General features: G+C 48.4%; 9 protein-coding genes and 1 pseudogene. 5 read left to right on the forward strand and 5 right to left on the reverse strand.

Going from position 1 to position 14,937, the window contains the following annotated elements:
* Nucleotides 1-1,070: pseudogene (locus J7439_RS23715) on the forward strand (hypothetical protein); the annotation flags it as partial.
* A gap of 279 nt (nucleotides 1,071-1,349) precedes the next feature.
* Here J7439_RS23715 and J7439_RS23720 read toward each other — a convergent pair.
* Nucleotides 1,350-2,804 carry an aminoacyl-histidine dipeptidase gene (locus J7439_RS23720; RefSeq protein ID WP_209204531.1) on the reverse strand — a complete coding sequence of 485 codons (1,455 nt, stop codon included), beginning with the start codon at nucleotides 2,802-2,804 and terminating at the stop codon, nucleotides 1,350-1,352.
* 239 nt (nucleotides 2,805-3,043) lie between these two features.
* On the opposite strand from J7439_RS23720, the gene J7439_RS23725 reads away from it, so the two are divergent.
* Nucleotides 3,044-4,438: a hypothetical protein gene (locus J7439_RS23725; protein ID WP_209204532.1), complete on the forward strand. Its 1,395-nt coding sequence runs from the start codon at nucleotides 3,044-3,046 to the stop codon at nucleotides 4,436-4,438.
* Nucleotides 4,439-4,566: 128 nt separating this feature from the next.
* On the forward strand, nucleotides 4,567-4,971 hold the full coding sequence (locus J7439_RS23730; RefSeq protein ID WP_209204533.1) for a NirD/YgiW/YdeI family stress tolerance protein: 405 nt from the start codon (nucleotides 4,567-4,569) through the stop codon (nucleotides 4,969-4,971).
* 37 nt (nucleotides 4,972-5,008) lie between these two features.
* Here J7439_RS23730 and J7439_RS23735 read toward each other — a convergent pair whose 3' ends face one another.
* On the reverse strand, nucleotides 5,009-5,932 hold the full coding sequence (locus tag J7439_RS23735) for a branched-chain amino acid transaminase (RefSeq protein ID WP_209204534.1): 924 nt from the start codon (nucleotides 5,930-5,932) through the stop codon (nucleotides 5,009-5,011).
* A gap of 387 nt (nucleotides 5,933-6,319) precedes the next feature.
* On the opposite strand from J7439_RS23735, the gene J7439_RS23740 reads away from it, so the two are divergent.
* Nucleotides 6,320-7,615: a hypothetical protein gene (locus tag J7439_RS23740; protein WP_209204535.1), complete on the forward strand. Its 1,296-nt coding sequence runs from the start codon at nucleotides 6,320-6,322 to the stop codon at nucleotides 7,613-7,615.
* Nucleotides 7,616-7,964: 349 nt separating this feature from the next.
* Here the strand turns inward: J7439_RS23740 and glnE are convergent, their stop codons facing one another.
* Nucleotides 7,965-10,943 carry a bifunctional [glutamate--ammonia ligase]-adenylyl-L-tyrosine phosphorylase/[glutamate--ammonia-ligase] adenylyltransferase gene (glnE, locus tag J7439_RS23745; protein ID WP_209204536.1) on the reverse strand — a complete coding sequence of 993 codons (2,979 nt, stop codon included), beginning with the start codon at nucleotides 10,941-10,943 and terminating at the stop codon, nucleotides 7,965-7,967.
* 91 nt (nucleotides 10,944-11,034) lie between these two features.
* Nucleotides 11,035-12,606, reverse strand: a complete 1,572-nt coding sequence (locus J7439_RS23750) for a hypothetical protein (protein ID WP_209204537.1) — start codon at nucleotides 12,604-12,606, stop codon at nucleotides 11,035-11,037.
* A gap of 210 nt (nucleotides 12,607-12,816) precedes the next feature.
* Here J7439_RS23750 and J7439_RS23755 point away from each other — a divergent pair, with 210 nt between their 5' ends.
* Complete coding sequence (locus J7439_RS23755; protein ID WP_286198499.1) at nucleotides 12,817-13,683, forward strand: lysophospholipid acyltransferase family protein; 867 nt, start codon at nucleotides 12,817-12,819, stop codon at nucleotides 13,681-13,683.
* A gap of 418 nt (nucleotides 13,684-14,101) precedes the next feature.
* On the opposite strand, the gene J7439_RS23760 is transcribed toward J7439_RS23755, so the two are convergent.
* Nucleotides 14,102-14,937: hypothetical protein (locus J7439_RS23760; protein ID WP_209204539.1), on the reverse strand; the 836-nt coding region annotated here is incomplete at its 5' end.

The following is a 14,937-nucleotide window of genomic DNA, read 5'->3' on the forward strand; positions in this document are numbered from 1 at the left end:
CCAAGGGTAAATATGCACACGCCGGCAGCGGGGGGGGGCTTGTTGACGATGGAGGAGCGGTTGCCAACACCACGGCGGTGAACAGCACGGTCGAAACCTCGGGTGATGTTGCATACGTCGGCATCGGGGGGGGGCTGGTTCACTATGGAGGAGCGGTTGCCAACACCACGGCGGTGGACAGCACGGTCAAAACCAGGGGTAAATATGCACACGCCGGCATCGGCGGGGGGTGGGTTACTGGAGCGGTTGCCAACACCACGGCGATGGACAGCACGGTCGAAACCTCGGGTGATGTTGCATTCGCCGGTATCGGGGGGGGTGTGGTTACAGGAACGGCTGTCAACACCACGGCGGTGGACAGCACGGTCAAAACCAAGGGTAAATATGCACACGCCGGCATCGGGGGTGGGTTGGTTTACAATGAAGGAACGGTTGTCAACACCACGGTGATGAACAGCACGGTCAAAACCTCGGGTAAAAATGCACGCGCCGGCTTCGGGGCGGGGCGGGTTTTCCATGGAGGCATAGTTGGCAACCCCACGGTGGTAAACAGCAGGATTGACGCTACAGCGTCAACCGCTGCTACGGTGGGAATTACCATAGGTTCCCTTTTGGAAGCGGGCGGATTGGGGATTGCCGGCTATTCAACCTATCAATGGATTACCGGTTACCGGGAGGGGTTGCGTGGTCAGGAGCTGGCGATGAAACCCCTTACTCGTGGTAAAGAACTGGCTAGCGCTGCGGTCAACTCGGTACGGGGTTTATCAGAAGCGCTGAGGCATTCGTTGACTTTTCGCCAGACTCAACAGCAATCAGCTGCTGTAGCTGAGCTACCAACTGAGTCCGGAGCAACAACGCAAACAATTGAAACAGCGGTACCCAATACCACTGTACACGACAGTATTTATGAGGATGTTTCCCATCTGACTGCAAAGAGCAGCTCTACCGCTCCAGTAGACGGCAATACTTATGAGAACGTCTCCCAGCAGACTTCAAAATCACAGGGTATTCAGGGAACTAGAAAACGAATGAACAGGCAGAGAGTTCCTACACACCAGACAATGAAATGAGCCAGTTACTGACTGACAGAGTAACTGATCTGGACAAACGTTTGTAACTTATTTATTCAGACAGTTCCCTGTATTGGGACATTCACACCATAGAAAGATCCCTTGCGAAAACTAAACCAGAAACCATTAGAAAAGGCGACCATCACTGAACAGTCACCTTTTCATAGCACCGGAATGTCAGAACGATCAGGCTGCTGCTGATTCTTCCTGTTTTCCCTCTACAGGGTTCATCAATCTGTTCAGTTCAGGCGCTGTCACAAACATATTGCAACCATCGCATTACGCTTCCGGAACCGCTTTCAAAGTAGCCACCAGCAGATCCCAGAACCTGGCAACGCTCTTGATATTTACTTTCTCATCCGGAGAGTGCGGGAAGCGGATGGTTGGGCCAAAGGAGATCATATCCCACTCTGGGTACTTGCTGCCCAGCAGGCCACATTCCAGACCGGCATGAACCACTTGTACGCCAGGCTCCTGACCGTACAGCTCTGCATAGACCCGTTTCATAATAGCCAGAATCTGAGAGTCAGCATCTGGTTTCCAGCCCGGGTAGCTGTCGGAGAAGATGACTTCGGCATCCAGCATTCGGAACAGGCCGGCGACAGCATCACTCAGGGCATCATTACAGCTGCCCACCAGACTTCTTGGCAGGATATGGGCTTTGATCTTGCCTTCATTGATGGTCAGAACCCCCAGGTTTAAAGAGGTTTCTACCACGCCTGCAATGGAGTCACTCATTCTCTGGGCACCATTTGGGCAGGCATTCACCGCAGCTACCCACCGGTGCTGATCCTGCAAAGACATCAGCTCGGCAGCGGGCGCAGCCTCACTCAGAGTCAGTGTCAGGTTGGGCTCCACCACCGCCAATTCGGCAGTCAGCTCATTGCTGCACTGGTCAATAATTTGCTCACAAGCCACCAGTGATGACTCAGGAATGGCAATGACCGCAGACGCTTCACGGGGAATGGCATTGGCCAGAGAACCACCGGTCAGGCTGGCAATACGCACACCTTCTGCCTCCAGACGGTGCAGGACACGAACCAGCAATTTGATGGCATTGCCCCTGCCCAGATGAATATCACACCCGGAATGGCCACCTTTGAGTCCGGCAATGGACAGGGTTTTGCAGGTCAATCCATCCTGAGCGGCTTCAGTCGTGTAATCCCCATTGATCTCGATACGGGTACCACCGGCGCAGCCAATGTAGAGTTCGCCCTCATCTTCAGTATCCAGGTTGAGCAGGATCTTGCCTGTCAGAACACCCTGCTGCAGCCCCTGAGCGCCGATCATTCCGGTCTCTTCAGTAGCGGTGAACAGCGCTTCGACAGGACCATGCTGCAGGTCTTTGGCAGCTAATACGGCCAGTGTTGCCGCCATACCGATGCCGTTATCGGCACCGAGGGTTGTGCCCTCGGCAGTCACCCAGTCACCATCGATATAGGCTTTAATGGGGGCAGTGGTGAAGTCATGAACGGTATCGTTATTTTTCTGAGGCACCATATCCATATGGCCCTGAAGAATAACACCAGCACGGTTTTCCATACCAGGCGTCGCCTTTTTGCGAATAATGACATTGCCTGCCGCATCGGACTGCCACTCAAGATTGTGCTCTTTGGCAAAGCCAATCAAATGCTCACGAATCTGTTCTTCATGGAACGAAGGGTGAGGTATGTCGCATATGGCGGAAAAGTGTTGCCATAGTGCGTGAGGCTGCAGTTCGTGGATAGCGCTCATTTAAGACTCCAGTACTAATAATATTGACTGCTGTGTCGGAATATTTATTTGCAGTAGCCGTATAGTGAGGGTGTCGGAGGTAAACATCAATGAGGGTTTTCTACCTTTATATCGTGCAAAACAGTCGTTAATCGTGGCAACAGGCAAGCCTGCGGATGAGTCCGCAATTTTTCAGGGAACGATGCTGGAATACAGCTGTCTGAAAAGTGCAACAAACGTTATTGACTGGATGTACTATTTTGGACGCAACCTCCAAGCCTCAATCAGGTGCTCAACTTGATAGCAACCAGAGTGTTGATGATTTAACAGAGCTTCTGGGGGAGGTTTTATTCAATCATCGCGAAACCAGGGTTACCACAGATGGATTAGTACCTGAGACAACGTCACAAACTGACCATGCCATGGGTTTGGACTCATCTCCCCGTGATGTTCCTGTAGTTGACCGATCAGTCTCTATGCCGTCTGATGGTAATTTTGCTTATTCACCGGCCGATACGGGTTTGCGGTTGGAGTATTTGCGCAAACATCCTATTGCTGAAGGGCTAAATAGTGATCCTGACTATTCAGCCCTCATTAAGCAGCTATGCTATGCCACATCAGATCGTGAAAAATTGTCTTTATTTGAAAAGTTACAAGAAAGGGTTGAATGTAAACATGGTTCAAATAGATTGATTGCAATTTCTCTTCTTCAGCATTTATCAAAGTGCACTAACCTGACCGAAGAAGCATTTCGTCTGATCAATAATTGTGATCAGTTTTCAAGCATTAACGGTAATATTGATGAGCGTAGCTTACTATTTAATGTTGGTATTCTGGACTCTCTCTATAGCCAGTTGACGGACTTGTCAAAGCTATTAAAGGGAGAGCTGTGTACGGAATCGCTTTCAGTAATTCGTTATACCAATATGATCTTTCCTGAGCCCATGTTTTCTCTTGATATCATGAACCTTCGTCAACTCTCCGGTTATGGGAAAGAGCTGTCTCATCACAAGGAGCAAGTAGTTCTAAGGCGTAATTGGGGTCCTGCTGATACTCGTTTAATCGAATTGATAACGATGATCTCTCGTTACCGTGAAGCTGAACTCCGTATTTATGCCAGCATTTCTCAAGCCTCAGCAAACTACCTTAACGATTATCTAAGAGCGAATAATATTGACCGATTGTTTTTCCCTATGGCGGGATCCGGTTATTTTTCTAAAAGTATGATGGAAGCAGGCATGCCCTCAACCTGCTTTGATATCAATCCACCGGACAACACCTATACCAGGGTAAATAAAGCGGATGTGTTTGTCAGCGTCGACAAGTTTGCCAAAATACTTGCCTCGACTGGTGGTAACATGGACTCATCAGCATTGGTACTTGATGCGCCGCAGCCCGTTTTCATGGATAACGGGCGCTGGGTGGACGCTGATGAATTTCTTCCCCGGGTTATTAAGTCCTGGTTTGATCGGGGAGGTAAGAATTTGCTGGTCATTTCTGAGGCCAGTGATCAGGAATTGCTTTTCTCTTCCAAAGCATTAACAAGTATGGGAATAGCCATGATGACGGTTATACCGGGCTTTCCTCCTGAGATATTTAAAGGCCTGGGGGAACATATCGGTGTCTGTGGTCTTTATCGGATTGATAAAAAATAAGTGGTTGATTGCCTGCTGCTGTGCTCTCGTTGTTTGACATCCAATAGAGACAGCAAAACTCTGGCGAGACCGACTTTTTCTCCTATTATTTCAGTTGGAATATAAGTCACTGTCAGGGTGTCTCGGTAATGAAACTCTACGGCGTTTATTCGCAGAAGTTAGTCAGATGGTCTTCCGCTGTCTTGCTGGCATTCACGGTGTTTGTTGCTGAGGGGGCTTATATCGGCCCCGGATCAGGGGCTAGTTCCGTACCTGACTCCGGTGATGGTACGACAACCGTCGCCGCTATCCTGAAGAACCCTGAGGACGACAGACGGGTCGTCCTCAGGGGCAATCTGGTCCGAAAAATTAAACATGATACTTACCTGTTTAACGATGGTACCGGAGAAATCATCGTGGATATCGATGATGACGACTTTCCACCGCAGCCGGTAACTGCCAATGCCAGAGTAGAGATTATTGGTGAGGTGGATGTTGATCGGGTATCCGGCGTTGAAATAGACGTAAAGTCTCTGCGAATTATCAGCAAGTAGGGTGCAGAATGGCTAACAGACAGTTAGCCATCATCTCTTAGCAATGGTTCAACCACTCAGGGTTCTCTTTGCGTTTGCCACGAACCTGGTCAAAGTACATGGACTGAAGCTGTTCAGTAACGGGGCCACGCTTGCCGCCGCCAATCTTGCGCCCATCGTGTTCACAAATAGGCATTACCTCTGCAGCCGTGCCGGTAAAGAATGCTTCGCGTGCAATATATACTTCATCACGGGTAATGCGTTTTTCCCGGACTTCCAGCCCAAGCTCCCGGGCAAACCGGATGATGGTATCCCGGGTAATGCCTTCCAGACAGGAAGTCAGTTCCGGGGTATAGAGAATGCCATCTTCTTTCACAATAAAGACATTCTCACCACTGCCTTCAGCCACATAACCCTCGTTATCCAGCAGCAGGGCTTCTTCACAGCCACTGTCCAGTGCTTCCCGCAGCGCCAGCATGGAGTTCATGTAATTCCCGTTGGCTTTGGCCTTGCACATGGTGATATTTACATGGTGTCGTGTATAGGAAGAGGTACGGATTTTGATGCCACGCTCAAGCGCTTCCGGCGACATGTAAGAAGGCCAGTTCCAGGCAGCAACCATGGTGTGAACCTGAAGGCCCTCGGCTCTTAACCCCATACCCTCAGAGCCCAGGAAACACATTGGCCGCAGGTAGGCTTCGTCCAGCCCATTCTCACGAACGACAAGCTTCTGTGCTTCGTTCAGTTCTTCTTTGCTGAAGGGGATTTCCATTCTCAGGATGTGGGCGCTGCGAAACAGGCGGTCGGTGTGTTCCTTCAGACGGAAAATGGCAGGTCCTTCTGGCGTGTTATAGGCTCTGACACCTTCAAAAACCCCCATCCCGTAATGAAGGGTGTGGGTCAGCACATGGGTTTTGGCTTCACGCCAGGGAACTAAATTCCCATCTAACCAGATAACGCCATCACGATCGGCGAAAGACATCGGGAAACTCCAGATCTAAATTATTTTGTTGGTGAAAGAGTCTGAAGTGACTATTGGATCACAACTTTCCTCTGATGCCAAAGAGTGATTGTCCGTCTCGGCAGGGGATTGCAAAATTCTCAAGCGTTGTGATTTTACCGGAACCAGCTTCACAGGTTTCAGATGTTTTCAGAATATTCTAAAGATTCAGCCATTTCTAATTGAACCAATCGAATAATTTGTGGTCAGAAAATGAAAGTGTCATTTCGACTACCAGCCATACATAAAGTAGTTTAATAGCTCTTCAAAATGTCAGGCCATTTGAGTTGGGGCCTCTTGCCTGATCTATGGCGAGCTACCGATTGCCATATCAGCTGTATCAAAAAATTTAAACAGGAGCTTATGCTAATGAACCAAGGTCCCCCTTTAAGTTTCCCACCGGGCAGCAGCAATGTTCCTCAATATGGGTGGGATCATAATCTTCGAGATGTGACGATTTATGATCCGGATCGGCAGCAAGCCTTGTCCGGTAAAGTACTCAGAACAACCAGCGGAGCAGAGTTTCGATGTAAACCTCAAGATGTAAAGAAAATTGAGGAGAAATTGTCTTGTAGCCATTGTTCGATGCACAAATCACATATCGTGGAAGGCAGGCCTTTGCATCACAGGAAGATCAGTAACAGGGCCATCATTGATGCGCGTCCAAAAGACTCTTCAATGATCGAACCACTGAAGGGGCATACTTTAGCAGCTGATTTAAAGTGTATTCAAAATGCAGATCCCATTCATTTCCAGAATTTTGATGAGGATATAGATCTGACCGCTTTTTCCCGGCGCACAATAGTATATTGTGCGAAGGACGTTAATGGCCGTGAATGTCGTCAGCCCATAGAGTTAAGCGATTTGCCTGACCATTTCCATGGTGATAAGCATCGGGGCTTTCCTCCCCCGGTAATTGAACCGCAGAGACCAGATCCAGCTTCAGAGGATTTGATGGCATTTGAGAACCTCTCAGAAACTGGATCCGGAGATGAGAAAAGTATGGTTCAGACGCTGTTAATGTCGGGCATGGAAGAACTTGAACGTCTGCAAGAGAGAAACGAAGAGCAGGCTAACGAAATCAGTCAACTGAACAAAACTGTAGAACAACTGCAAAACACTGTAGAAAACCTCTCTTTGACCTGCGCTGAATATGAAATTCAAATAAAGGAAATAAAAGAATTGCAGGAACAGCACACGGATGGAACGTTTTTATGGAGAATAGACAACTTCATAGAAGCCATAGCAAAGGCAAGAGAAGGCATAAATACATCGTTTGACAGTCCGGTTTTCTATTCGGCACCGGAAGGATACAGGATGAAGGCAACAATATTTCCATATGGCGATGGTAACGGAGAAGGCACCCACATCAGTCTGTTTATATCGATTATGAAAGGCATGTATGATGAAATTCTGACTTGGCCATTCGATCAAAGTTTATCCTTTGAGATAGTTGGGGAAGGAAAAGAAGTTTTGGGCGTAAATAGATCTGAACCCGACCCGACGATCCCAAGCTTCCAAAAACCGGAGAGCATGAATAGAGGTGTTGGTTGCGATAAATTTATGGCAATCAATGATCTTACACACATGCTTCCGGGTGGCAGTCTATTTATCAGGATCAACGTTGGTGAGAAGGCCAGTGGCAAGGAGGATGACCGAGAATAGACTGCCCTACGCGGCAACTGCTCCTGCGTTGCTCTAGCTCCTGCATCCATGCAGTCGTGCGGTAGCAGCAAATTGGTTTAAAAATCCGCTTTTGTTCGGCAAATAGCCCCGCTATTCACCTCACAAAACCGAATTTTTATCCTCAATTTTCTGCCATCCTCGCTACGGGGTCGCCTGGACGGGCGCTATTCTCGGTCAGCCTCCTGGTTAGCAAAATTGGCTAAAACCCTCATCACCTTCATATTTGGCTTGTGCGTGCGTGGATAAAGACAGGAACGTGCATAGTGCTCCACGGGGCGGCCGCCCCGAGAGTTTGCTCATAATCAATTAACTGTCGGTTGATGCCTGCTCATTTCATACAGTCTGCCCAGATAGTCATAACGGCCTGACGCAGGCAGTTGCCAGAGGTATTTTCTACTTCAGGTGTCTCGTTTTGTAATGCTTTTTGATGAATACTGAACCGGAAGGTTTTATAAGCCTCCCGAAGCTGATGGGCGTCGTCATGTTTCATCAGGCCTGCAAGTTCCAATTCTTCAGAGATCCGCACGTTGTCGGTCCACTTCAACAGCGACGGGTACTGGCTGGAGTATCGCAGAACGGCAAACTGCATCAGAAACTCAATATCAACGATGCCGCCCGGGTCATGTTTTAAATGGAAGACTTCACCGCTATTGGCAGAAGATGATGTTGACCTCAGGTGTTCCCGCATTTTCTGGCGCATATCCACAACATCATCACGGAGTTTGTTAACATCCCGTTGCTGGCTGAGAATAGCTGATCTGAGGTCTGCAAACTTCTGTGCAAGCGTTGGGTCACCGGCAATCACACGGGCACGCACCAGGGCCTGGTGTTCCCAGGTCCATGCTTCCTCTTTCTGGTACTTCTCAAAGTAAGTGAAGGAGTTGACCAGTAATCCTTTAGAGCCGGATGGGCGTAGTCTCATGTCTGCATCATAAAGAATACCCGAGGGTGTCTGCGTGGTCAGAATATGGATGATTCGCTGACCAAGGCGGGTAAAGAACGTCGTGCTGTCAATGGCCCTGGGGCCATTGGTCTCTTTATTGGTACCGCCATTATGGATAAATACCAGGTCAAGATCAGAGCCGGGGCCTAACTCAATACCGCCCAGCTTGCCGTAACCAACAATAATGAAGCCGGGATCACACAGGTTGCCGTCAGCATCCCGGGGCATTCCATATTTTTCGACCAGGTTTCGCCAGGCAATGGCCAGAACGGCATCAAGAATAACTTCAGCAATCCAGCTCAGGTAGTCACTCTCTTTCATCAGAGGCAGGGTGCCGGACACCTGGGCAGCAATCACTCGTAAGACATGGGCCATTTTGAAGTGGCGCAGAACTTCCATCTGGTTCTCAAGATCGTCTTCCGGAATATGGGCGAGCTGTTGGCGCAGCTCGTCGGCCAACGCTTCTTTTTCCGGTGGGTTATAGAGATCACCAAGATTGAGGAACTCATCAAGAAGCGCTGGAAAGCGGGCAATCTGTTCAGCAATCCATGGGCTGGCAATACAGAGTTTGCCAAGGTGCTCCAACGCAGCAGGGTTCTCGATCAGTAGAACCAGATAAGCGGTTCGACGCAGTACTGCCTCAATCAGCGGAAGAATTCGCAGTAGAAAAGTATCAGGTTCAGTGGCATTGGCGGCCACTCTGAGCAGGAGCGGGATGAACTTATCCAGACGATCACGGCTCTGCCTTCTAACCCGGGTAATGGCTTTGCTATCTCGCAGGGAAATCAATCGCTGCCATGAGGCATCGACATTTTTGAAGCCCTCCCGGGCCATCAGCTGCTGTTCTTCTTCCTCGCTGAGTTGGCCAAGCCAGAGGGCTTGCCACTGGTCACTATGAGGATCTTTGGTATTTGTGGTTTCAGGATCAGCAATAACCGCATCAAAGTAAGTGGTGACCTGGTGACGATGCTCTTCCAGCTTGCCCAGTAACCCGGACCAGTCTTTTTGCCCCATACTGAAGGCGACCCGTGCCTGAGCCTTTGGGCTTTTCGGCAGATCCTGAGTCTGCCGATCAGCAATGGCCTGAATGGCATGTTCAAGGTTACGAAGGAAGATATAAGCGGCTTTCAGCTCATTGGCTTCGTCAGGAGAAAAATAGTGTTTGCGCAGCAGCGTTGATAGAACCGTCAGCAGGTTTCGCTCCTGAAGACTGCGATCACGCCCGCCATGTATCAACTGGAAAGACTGAATGATGAACTCAATCTCACGAATGCCACCAGGCCCAAGCTTGATATTGCTCTCCATACCTTTGCGTTTCACTTCCCGGCGGATCAGCTGCTTCATTTCCCGCAGGGCACTGATGGAGCCAAAATCAATGTAGCGACGATAAACAAAAGGACGCAGCTGGCTGAGCAGTAGCTGGCCTGCGAGCATGTTTCCGGCAACCACCCTGGCCTTGAGCATGGCGTAGCGCTCCCAGTCCCGGCCCTGATCCTGATAATACTGCTCCATCGCCGCAAAGCTCATGGCCAGGGCTCCGCTGGAACCATAAGGCCGCAGTCGCATATCAACCCGGAACACAAAACCATCGGCACTCTGACAATCCAGCACCTTGATCAGTCGCTGGCCAAGACGGATAAAAAACTCTTGATTAGTAATGACCTTTTTGTTGCCACGGGTTTCTCCCTGACAGGGGTAGGTGAACATCAGGTCGATGTCTGAAGAGAGGTTAAGGTCTCTGGCTCCCAGTTTGCCCATACCCAGTACCACCATTTTCTGGGGAACCGGTTCTTCCCCCGGGATATCTGTGCCATAGGGCGTTCCCATGGTCTGGCAGCTGTCCCGGTATAGCCAGTTGAGTGCGCTATCAATACAGGCATCTGCCAGGGCCGACATATCCGCTGTGGTTTCCGGCATGTTGACCCGACGATTCAGGTCGAGCCAGATAATCCGCAGCATTTCCCGGTTGCGGTAAAGTCTGAGAGCCTTGATCAGGTCCTGCTCATTTTCAACTGCTGCCAGTGCTTTTTGTAAACGTTCCGGGTGGGTTTGGGCTAAATCAGGGAGTTTGTCATGGTTTTCCAGAATGCTGGCAAGCCACTGAGGGTGACGAATGCACTGCTGCGCGGCAAAGTCACTGCCTGCCCAGCAACGGATCAGCTGATCCATCAGCCCGGGACTCAATTGATCACTCTGGTCAGGAAAAAGGGTGCCAGGAAAAGTAAACGACGGATTGTTATCCACAAACTGTTGCCAGTGAGCATTGACCACGTTCCTGATTTCTTCAGGAAGAATTTCCGTAGTAGTGTCAGGTGCCCCGCAGGCAGTTAATTGTTGACTGAGTTGTGCCCTGAGTGACTCCATAAACCCGCTCTCTTCTGGTTACTGGTGTCATTTTATGAGAATGGTTTGACTATAGCCATATACCCGTTTTCAAAGTTGCCTGGATCGGCTCTCAGACAGCAGGAGCCTGAGTAAGTCTTAAGCGGTTGCAAGGGTGGTTTTTTGCTGGCCAGGCAACATAGCTGGTAAAAGCCGGTTGTATATCAAAGTCTTCAAGCTTCTTGATTTCCTGCTGATTAACAGGTGCGTAGCCAACCAGTCGATAAAGTGGACTGTCGAAATGCGTTGTGACGGAAACAACTTTATCACCCCGTTTGAATGCTTTTTTGGCGGCAAACACCGAGAGTTCATGGGATTGCCCGAACGCTGTGAATTGCCCCAGTGTCCACCCGCTGCTTAGTTCCAGAATCTCCAGGGGAACAAGTCCAAAGGTTGGCATATCAAAATACTGTTTGATTTCAAATATGTCGTTATGGTGCTCCAGGGCAATAACGTGCTCCAGCAGTTGGATATTTTGAGCCATCGTCAAGAGCCTTTCAGGAGTAACCTTCTCCTGAAAAGAGGTTGTGAGCATGGCATATTCGCAAGCTGAGAGTCCTGCAATTAACTTTGCAATCTGCCGAAGGGTAGAAGAAACCTGACCAGTACAAAGCATTTCCTGAAATGCGAAAGGGCTGAATGGCACAGTGAATGGATTTCTATCATGAATCAGGTATTCATGATCCCCCAATTGTTGAATATCTATTTTTGCGTATGGGCTTTGGTCCAATAAATCGTCCCAAAGGCCATGGGCCACCACGGCTTTCAGTGTTGTTGCCGTCAGACCGGCTTCTCTGCTGAGAAATGCCAGTGCCAGTAAATGAGAGTATCTACCGTGCAGGAAGTTGCCTGACCAGGTGCTGTCGGTAAAACCTGATTTTTCTATCAGAGAGTTGGCTACCTCGGCAGGGACATAGCCAATAAACTCCGGGGCATCTCGCAATTGCAGACCTCCCCGGGCCAGTTCTCCCAGAACTTTAAATAACACGCCCCGGATTTTAGGGGCTGTGGCCTTGATAAAAATTTCCCCTTTCATGCCATCGGGTTGAGAATATCGATATTTCTGTGCGTTGCATACGGTCTCCGTATCCTCCCTGGCACTCACTTTGACCTGCTTTTTAATGCTTGCTTTTTGCTCCGTGGTAAGTTGGAGATTAATAAAACCTTCCTTTACCAGTAAATAGTCCTGAAGCTGTTTTGCGTCCAGCTCTGCAACCAGCTCTTCAGACAGCAAATGCCTGAGTTTACTGCCGACCAGATCGAAAAAAACACATTGAGCAGGGTAATCGAACAGTTTGAGTTTGCAGAACTTGTATTGATCTTGTTGACAGATAGTGAGTGCTTTTATGTTCTTCTCTTTCATGGTTGTGCCGTGAGCAAAAATCTCGGCAATATGCCGGGCAAGTTGTAAACCGACAATATGTTTTGACTGGTCGGCGAAAAAGGTTCCCGGAAGGAGCAACGATTTAAGGTCAATACGTGATAAGTCCCAAAATACATTGTTATTGCACTTAACAAGAATGGGGCCCGGATCACTGATCGATCGTTTGCCCAGGGGGATCTCTTCCACTGACCGGTAACCGGCGCGATGGGCAGAGGTGTGACGAACTCCCCCAATAGAAATTTCTTTATTATTATGACGCACCGGTTGAGTTATTTTTTTATTAGACTCTAGTGCAGATTTAAACATCGGTGTTTCTAACAATGAAATACTATTCATACTTACGCGTTTTATAATCTCATTAATTTAATAGATAAGGCGCATTTGATTATATTTAATTTGAAAAGTTCATAATATTCAGGTTTATTATTTTTAGTGGTCATTTTTGTTTCAGAGGGAAGAGCCTGTTTTGTTATGTTGTTTGCCAAGTTGATCTCCCGACTTCCTTTTAAGGTCATCTATATTATTTCCTATTTTTTTTATTTGTTCGCCTTTTATCTCTCCAAATATCGAACAGGAACTGTGCGCAAGAATTTGCGACAGGCTTTTCCGGAAAAAAGGGAGGCATATATTGCTGATGTGACCAGACAGTTCTACCGGCATCTGTCGGACCTTGCCTTTGAAGTGATCAAGGCTCACAGCATGAGCGCAGAAGCGTTTAAAGAACGCTGCTCAATTGTTGGCGCTGATGCCCTGGAGGCGGCATCCCGGGGAAGGTCCAGGCCAATCATTGTTCTAACCATTCATCAGGGCAATTGGGAGTGGATGCTCCATAGCGTGTCGCAACACCTTGGTGTGCCTATTGATCCGGTTTACAAGCCTTTGCACCACCAAGGCTGGAATCAGTTTATCCATGAGATTCGCAGCCGCTTTCATTCCCGCCCCATTCCGATGAAACAGGCCGGACGGGATATTCTTAAGGGCAAAAATGGTTTCCGGCTGTTTGTGATGCTGGCTGATCAGGCTCCGGCAGAAGGAGAGCGCAGTTACTGGGTCCCTTATCTCAATAAAGAAGCGCCTTTTTACCTTGGAGCGGAAAAAATTGCCTTACTGACCCAATATCCGGTCTTTTTTGCCCAGTGTCGACGGCTTAAACGCGGCTATTATGAACTTGAATTTAAAGCGCTGGCTCTGCCTCCTTATGAAAATACCAAAGACAAAAATCACCATCCGATTATTGATGCTTATGTCAGTGCTGCACAGGCCTCTATTTATGAACAGCCCGAAACGTTCCTCTGGAGCCATCGTCGCTGGAAACGAAGCCGGAAAAGTGATGAATAGTACATTGTCCTGCCAGGCGTTGGCTTTTCTGATTTAAAAGCCATGTTTTCAGGTCATTATGTGTCTGATGACATCAGCTATCAGGGTGCTCTCTCTGACTGATTCAAACAAAAGTACACTCTATTAACGACTACTTGCTGAATCTTGAAGATGGATTGCAGCGAGCGTTGAATGAGACAGGGCAGCTCGGAATTCAAGAGTTACTGAAGCTGTTTGAACCACCCAATAAAGAGCCCATTGTCTTAAACCAGCAAAAGTGGAGCTTTGGCTTGAAGGCAGGCTCCACAGCTTGAAGAACAAGCGAGGGGCTGCCAAAAAATACTGGAAGAAATTGAATCTGCAGAACTCCCGAAAAAGACCATGATTTTTGAGACAGCTACCAGATTGAGAGAGCACGTGAATTGCTGTGACAACTGGTTTATCCTTGCAGGAACTCTTCAAGCCAGTCATGGTGGTTGTTGACCCGTTCTGACCCGGTCGCAAATAAATCAAAATCCGGCGACAATAAATCAGAATCCGATTCCCAAATGTCAATGTCAATTCCGTTCAGTCCAAGAGGGTCTTCTTTTCTGCATTCCAAGGCTGAATGCCAAGCGTTTTGTGTTTGTTTATCCACATCATAATGGTTGATCTTTTGGAGAACACTTATTAACTGCGGAAGTATCATCTCTTTCCGATAGGGTTCCAATAGTTCAAGTTCTCTATTCCCCAATACCGGAAAACGATCCAGCTCTTCCATTGCCGCTTCAAAGGTAAATTTCGGCCCTTGAAGGCTCCTGGTGGAATCCTGATCCCAAGGCGTGCTTGCAGCAGGTTGTTGCAAAGCGATGGCTGTTACTACGGGTGTTTTTGTTGCCTCAATATGTACCAGCTTTTCAGCCACTGCATTTTTAACGAACTCAGGAACAACACCCTCATTATCATTTCGGATAACCGGACTGAGCGCCTTACATAAACTGGTGGTTAGCTGGCCGTTGCGGGCATAGTGTTCCAGAGATGACCAAACCACTGACTTTAATGGTTTGTTGTATTTGATGATGTTGATAATCATAGAAGGTGACAGCAGAAATGTTACTTTTTTAGGCTTGGCTTTCCTGGTCTCTTTGGTTCTTGCTTTCATTTGGGCTAGTTTAGCCTCAAGCCTGATCGCATAGGGTTCCCGCTTGTCCTGAGGCTTTTCATACCATTGTTCTGTGAATTCGGTTGCCTTGAAAAATGCGGTCAACTGTTCAAGGGTCCAGTTATTTATAACAA

Origin of the sequence: Salinisphaera sp. G21_0 (assembly GCF_017744115.1) — a bacterium.
In the GTDB taxonomy this organism is placed as follows: domain Bacteria; phylum Pseudomonadota; class Gammaproteobacteria; order Pseudomonadales; family Endozoicomonadaceae; genus Endozoicomonas.